General features: G+C 68.2%; 4 protein-coding genes. All 4 read right to left on the bottom strand.

Going from position 1 to position 5,511, the window contains the following annotated elements; genetic code table 11:
• Positions 1-244: 244 nt before the first annotated feature.
• Entirely contained in the window at positions 245-2,758 is a 2,514-nt protein-coding gene (hrpB, locus tag Q0X61_RS12430) for an ATP-dependent helicase HrpB (protein WP_297743102.1), read from the bottom strand.
• Entirely contained in the window at positions 2,751-3,356 is a 606-nt protein-coding gene (locus Q0X61_RS12425; RefSeq protein WP_297743100.1) for a DUF1707 domain-containing protein, read from the bottom strand. The genes hrpB and Q0X61_RS12425 overlap by 8 nt, the downstream gene beginning before the upstream one ends.
• Positions 3,357-3,578: 222 nt before the next feature.
• On the bottom strand, positions 3,579-4,475 hold the full coding sequence (locus Q0X61_RS12420) for a hypothetical protein (RefSeq protein WP_297743098.1): 897 nt from the start codon (positions 4,473-4,475) through the stop codon (positions 3,579-3,581).
• 213 nt (positions 4,476-4,688) lie between these two features.
• The coding region (locus tag Q0X61_RS12415) for a hypothetical protein (RefSeq protein ID WP_297743097.1) at positions 4,689-5,511 on the bottom strand (823 nt) is incomplete at its 5' end.

The following is a 5,511-nucleotide window of genomic DNA, read 5'->3' as shown; positions in this document are numbered from 1 at the left end:
CAAGATAGATCAAGTTCGTGGTGGATAGACGAGCCACGAACTTGATCTATCTTGGGGCGCCGCCGGGTCTGGGTGGCTCCGGCGGCACGTGCAACCTGTGCGGCAACTGAGCGGATGAAGTGTCATCTGCTTCCCGACGGCGCCTCGTCGCGGCTAGGCAGGTGACACATGTTCCGCAACTGAGCCGCACAGGTTACCTGTGCCCGACGGGCACAGGCCGGCCTCGACGGGCACCGCCCGGCGCTCAGAACGACTGGCGGTTGGTGCCGCGCTTGGCGGGGGCGGTGAGGGGATCGTCGGGCCACGGGTGTTTGACGTAGCGACCGCGGTTTTCGGCGCGCACCTGCGGGTAGGCGTTCGCCCAAAACGACGCGAGATCGTCGGTGACCGCTAGCGGTCGGCCCGCCGGCGACAGCAGGCGCATCTGCACCGGCACGCGCCCGTCGCCGACGGTGGGCGTCGCCGTCAACCCAAAGCACTCCTGCAGCTTCACCGCACACACCACAGGGCCGTCGCCGTCGGGATATTCCAGCCGCACGTACCGTCCGCTCGGCACCTCGATCCGCTCGGGCGCGAGCTCGTCGAGGCGCGCCGCGTCGGGCCAAGGCAGGAGCCTACGAAGCGCCGGCAGCAGTTGCACCGACGAGGCGTCGGCCCCGCGCGACAGCTCGTCGATCTCGGGGAGCATCCACTCGTCGACCCTTGCCAGGAGCGATTCATCACTCACGTCGGGCCACGGGTCGCCGAGTATGCGGTGCAGCCAGCCAAGGCGTCGACGCAGGGCCGTCGCACCGTCGGACCATCGAAAGAGACCGAGCCCCCGACTGGCCAGGGCCGCGCGCACGGCGGGCTCACCGACGTCGGGGGTGACCTTGGCGGGCGTCGCGCTCAGCTCGATGGCGCCGAGCCGACGGATCTCCCGCACCCGCACGCGCCCGTCGAACGTGGCTTCGCGGGCGGTGCGCACGTCGCCCACTTCCAGCGCCAGCCACTCGGGAATCTCGACGGCGGCGCGCACCAGCCCCAGGCCGCCGACGCGCTGCGTCTCCCACACCGCCAGCCACGGCCCGCGCAGCGTCAGCCCGCGCGGCGCCGTCAGCCCGGTGCCCGAGGCCGCCAGGAACTCCCCCTCGCCGCGCGCCCTCGCAACCCAGCCTGGACGCGCCGTCGCCACCACAAACCCGGCGACATCCGGCGAGGCACCTGACACTTGATCCGCAACTGAGCCGCACAGGTTGCACCTGCCGGGCGGGGATACGCCATGGTGGCAGGGTCGCGCCGGGCCGACGAGACCCGCCAGGCGGTCGGCCTCCCGCACCCACGCGCGCGGGCGGTCGCGCCTCAGCCGCGCGAGCTCCGTCGCCAGATCACCCGACGGGGAATCTGCCAGCATGGCGACCACCTCGGCGGCAGTCCGAGCGCCAAACTTGTCAGCGCCCGCCTGCAGCGCGACACCCAAGCGCGGCTCCAGCGGCATCGCCGCCACGCGCCGCCCGAGCTCGGTGACGCGCCCATCCTCATCCACCAGCCCCAACGCCCGCAGCTCCCCCTCCGCCCGCGCCACACCCGCCTCCGGGAGCGCAGTCGGCAAGGCCATCCCCTCGCCGCGCGGACTACCCCAGCACGCGAGCGCCAGCAGCGCGTCGGTGAGATCCGCGACGAGCACCTCCGGCGTCTGCTCTTCCGCCATGCCCGCCCACTCGTCGGCTGAGAAACAGCGCACCGCGCGCCCCGGCCCCAGCCTGGCTGCACGCCCGGCGCGCTGCGTGGCCGCCGCCTGCGACTCCCGCACCGTCACCAGCCCAGCCATGCCGCGGGCCTGGTCAAAGCGCGGTTCGCGCGACAGCCCCGCATCCACCACCAACCGCACCCCTGGCACCGTCAGCGACGACTCCGCCACCGCCGTCGCCACCACAACGCGCGCTCCACCCTCCTCGGCAAGCGCGGCATCCTGCGCGCGGGCATCCAAGCGCCCATGCAACGGCAGCGCCCGCACCCCACACGCACCCAACCGCGCCACCACACCGTCGACCTCCCGCGCACCCGGCACAAACACCAGCGCAGAGCCTTCCGCCCGCCCAAACTCCGCGGCAGCCACCTCCGCGACGTGGTCAAGGAACTCGTCACGTACCCCACGCTCATTGAGCGCCCCACCCCGCGCGGGCGCCCAGCCCACGTCGAGCGGATGCAACACGCTCGGCACCTCCACCACGCGCGCCCCGCCCATGAGCTCCGCCCACCGGGCCGCGTCGAGCGTGGCCGACATCGCGACGACGGTGAGCTCGTCGCGCAGTTCCGCCAGCTCTGCAACCATGGCGAGGGTGAGATCGGCGTCGAGGTGCCGCTCGTGCACCTCATCGAGCACAACCGCACCCACACCCGACAACTCCGGATCGCGCAGCAACCGCCGCAGCAGCACCCCCGTTGTGACAAACTCCACCTTCGACGACGCGCGCGCCGTCGAGTCGCCCCGCACCGTGTACCCGACGTACTCCCCCGGCTGCGTACCGCTCAACGCCGCAAGCCTTCCGGCAGCCGTCCGCGCCGCGATGCGCCTGGGCTCCGTTACCACGACCCGCCCCGGCACCAGATCCCCGACGGCCGGCGGCACCGCCGTCGTCTTCCCCGTCCCAGGCGGGGCCTGCACCACCGTGCGCCCGGGCTGTATCTCCGTAAGCTGCGCCACGACGGGGAGCCCGGCGAAGGCGGGCACGTCAAGCAGCCGAGCCAGCATTGAGCGCCCGTCGAAGTCAGGCAAGCTTCACCGTGTTCCCGCCGAGAATGGAGTTGCCGCGCAGCACCAGCGTGCCGTTCGAGCCGTCGCCGCGCGCATTCTTCCTGATGGTGTTCCCACCCACGACATTGGACGATTCGTCGACGATGTGCACTCCGAGCGGCACTTTGATGGTGGCCCCGCCGAGCACGGCCTGCGATTCGATCACCAGTGTCACGCCGGGTCCCATGCAGTTGCTGATGTTGACGGTGTCGCCGCCCATGAAGCTCAGCAGCGTGTAGCTGGTGGTGCCGCTCGCCAGCATGATGTCTTTTCCTGAGAGGATGGCGACGCTTCGATTGCCGCTGAACACGGGGGCGGCAAAGCGCAGTGGGTTGGCCCGCCGCGGCTCCGGTGCCGGTTGCGGCCGCAGCACGGCCACCACCTCGGCGCCCTCCGGGAGATCCTCGAGCAGAGGGACGAACTCGTCGGCGTATTTCACGGAGAACGTGCGGTCTTGGCGTTCGCTCAGTTCATCGACATCGAGTCGTCCGGCCGCGTGCGCCTGCTGAAGAAGGTACAGCACGTAGTCGCGCTCCTCATCGCTGGCGCGGAGGCGCTTCGCTGGCTCATTGACAGGCATGCAGGCATTCTACCGGCGCCAAGATTCAACGTGGCACACAACCGTGCAGTGCCCATTGCGCGACTGAGCGCACAACAGATGGCGATTTCGGGCATTTGTGGGCGGTTTTCGGCATCTGGCGTGCGCTCAGTCGCGCATTCGCTCGTAGCCCACCCCATAACGCAGACGAGTGGCCGCCCCGAAGGGGTGACCGCTCGTCCAAGTGTAGGAGGAATGAAAGGGTCAGACGCCGGTGGAAGGCAAGCTGGGCTTCTTCGAGCCGGCCTTGCCGGGCTTGCCGCCCTTGTTGCCGCCCTGATCGCGGTCGTTGTCGCCGCCCTTGTTGCCGCCCTTGTCACCGGCGTTGTCGTCCTTCTCAACGCCGATGTAGAACGTGCCCTGCTCGGGGCCGGGCTTGCCCGTGGTGATGTTGAACAGGCGCGCCGGGTAGGTGCCGTTCTTCACCTTCGGGGAGAGGGCGTAGAAGCGGGAGTAGCCGTCGTCGTCAGTGGCGTGGGCGCCGTCGTTCTTGGCTGCGGGGAAATCGATCCACTTGCCGTCGACGTTCGCCTGGATCTTGAACTCGTGACCCTTGATGCCGTCGGAGGTGTCGAAACGCCACTGCGGGTTGTTGCCCATCGGGGCCAAGTGACCGCTGATGCGGGCATTGGCGGAGCGGACAGTCACCTGCTGGGTGAGCTGCTGCACCAGCTTGGCATCGGCCGGGGTGTCAGCCAGCGTGATAACGAACTTGCCACCAAAGTGGTCTTTGAGGGCAGGGACCTGGAAGACCATCTTCTGGCTGACGTCCGTGGCGCCCGGATAGGCGGGCTCCGCAGGGAGCGTGACGGCCTGGTCGTCGGAGACCTTCTCGAGGCCCTTGTCGGTGGCAACGAACATCGCGAACGAGACATCGGAGCCAACGGCCCCCTTGACTGTCAGTTCAACCTTGGCGCCCTCCTGCACGGTGTAGTCAGCAGCGACGATCTTGCAGTCGATGGTGGCCTTGCCTGCCTCATTCACGGCACAGAGTTTGTTGGCCATGTCCGAGGTCAGTGCGTGCGCCGGCGTGATCGCCGCGACGCTGAGGCCTGCCGCGATTGCGACCGCGGCCGCACCGGAGACAATCTTCTTCAACATAGGTTCCTTCCCAGGGTATTCAGTACCGGCACACGTTCGTGTGACCGCATGCTGAACGCCATACTACGGGGCGCGGCGGGTCAGAAGGCACCACCGTTGGCAGGCTTCTTTACCGAATCTGCCAAATAGTTATGGGCGGCCACCCCCAAGTCCTTGGGAGCAGCCGCCCGCAGGGGCGTCAACGGCGAAAGCGCGCAGCCCGCGAGAAGACAATCACACGCCGGTGGAAGGCAAGCTGGGCTTCTTCGGGCCGGTCTCGCCGCCCTTGTCGCCACCGTCGTCAGCACCGTCGTCGTCCTCGTCGGAGGCAACACCGATGTAGAGCAAAGCCTGGACGGGGCCTGCAACGTTCTTGGTGACGTTGAAGAGACGCACCTCGTACTCGCCATCAGCAACCTCCGGTGAGGTGACCGTCAGCTCGGTGGTGCCGTCTTCACCGATGGCGGCGTTGTCACCGACGTTGTGGAAGTCCATCCACGTGCCGTTTACGAGGGCCTGAACTTTGAACGCATCACCCTGGAGGCCGTAACCGAGCTTCAGCACAAAGGGGTTGTCGGCGGTACCGTCGCCGGCGGGGTCTCCCACGAGAGCGGCGTTGCGGGAGCGCACGGTGAAGTCTGCGTAGACGGTGCCTTCCACCTCAGTGGCAGCATCCACGAAATCGGAGGTGGCCACGACGAACTCCTCGCCACCAACGTGGTCGACGAGCTCCGGAACGGTGAGCTCAGCGGAGCCCTCGCCCTCGGCGTTGAGCGTGACGGGCACCTTGCTGCCAATGAGCGTGAAGCCAACGGGGGTATGCCCGAAGATTGCCAGCTCGACGGTGACTTCGGGGTTGCCGATCACGCTGACGACGACAGTTTCACCCTCAGTCACCGTGGAGGCGCTTTCCAGTGTGATGTCGCAGTAACAATTGGAGTCGGCGTCTACGCAGAGCTTATCCATCTCCGGCGTGGCGTCGTCGGCGTTCGCGACGGTAACGCCACCCAGCGTCATACCCCCAGCGAGCGCGAATGCAGCGAGGCTAGCACACAGC

This window comes from uncultured Tessaracoccus sp. (assembly GCF_947255005.1).
GTDB lineage: Bacteria > Actinomycetota > Actinomycetes > Propionibacteriales > Propionibacteriaceae > Arachnia.
Note: the sequence above shows the minus strand (reverse complement) of the source record. Positions and strands in the feature narration are given on the sequence as shown.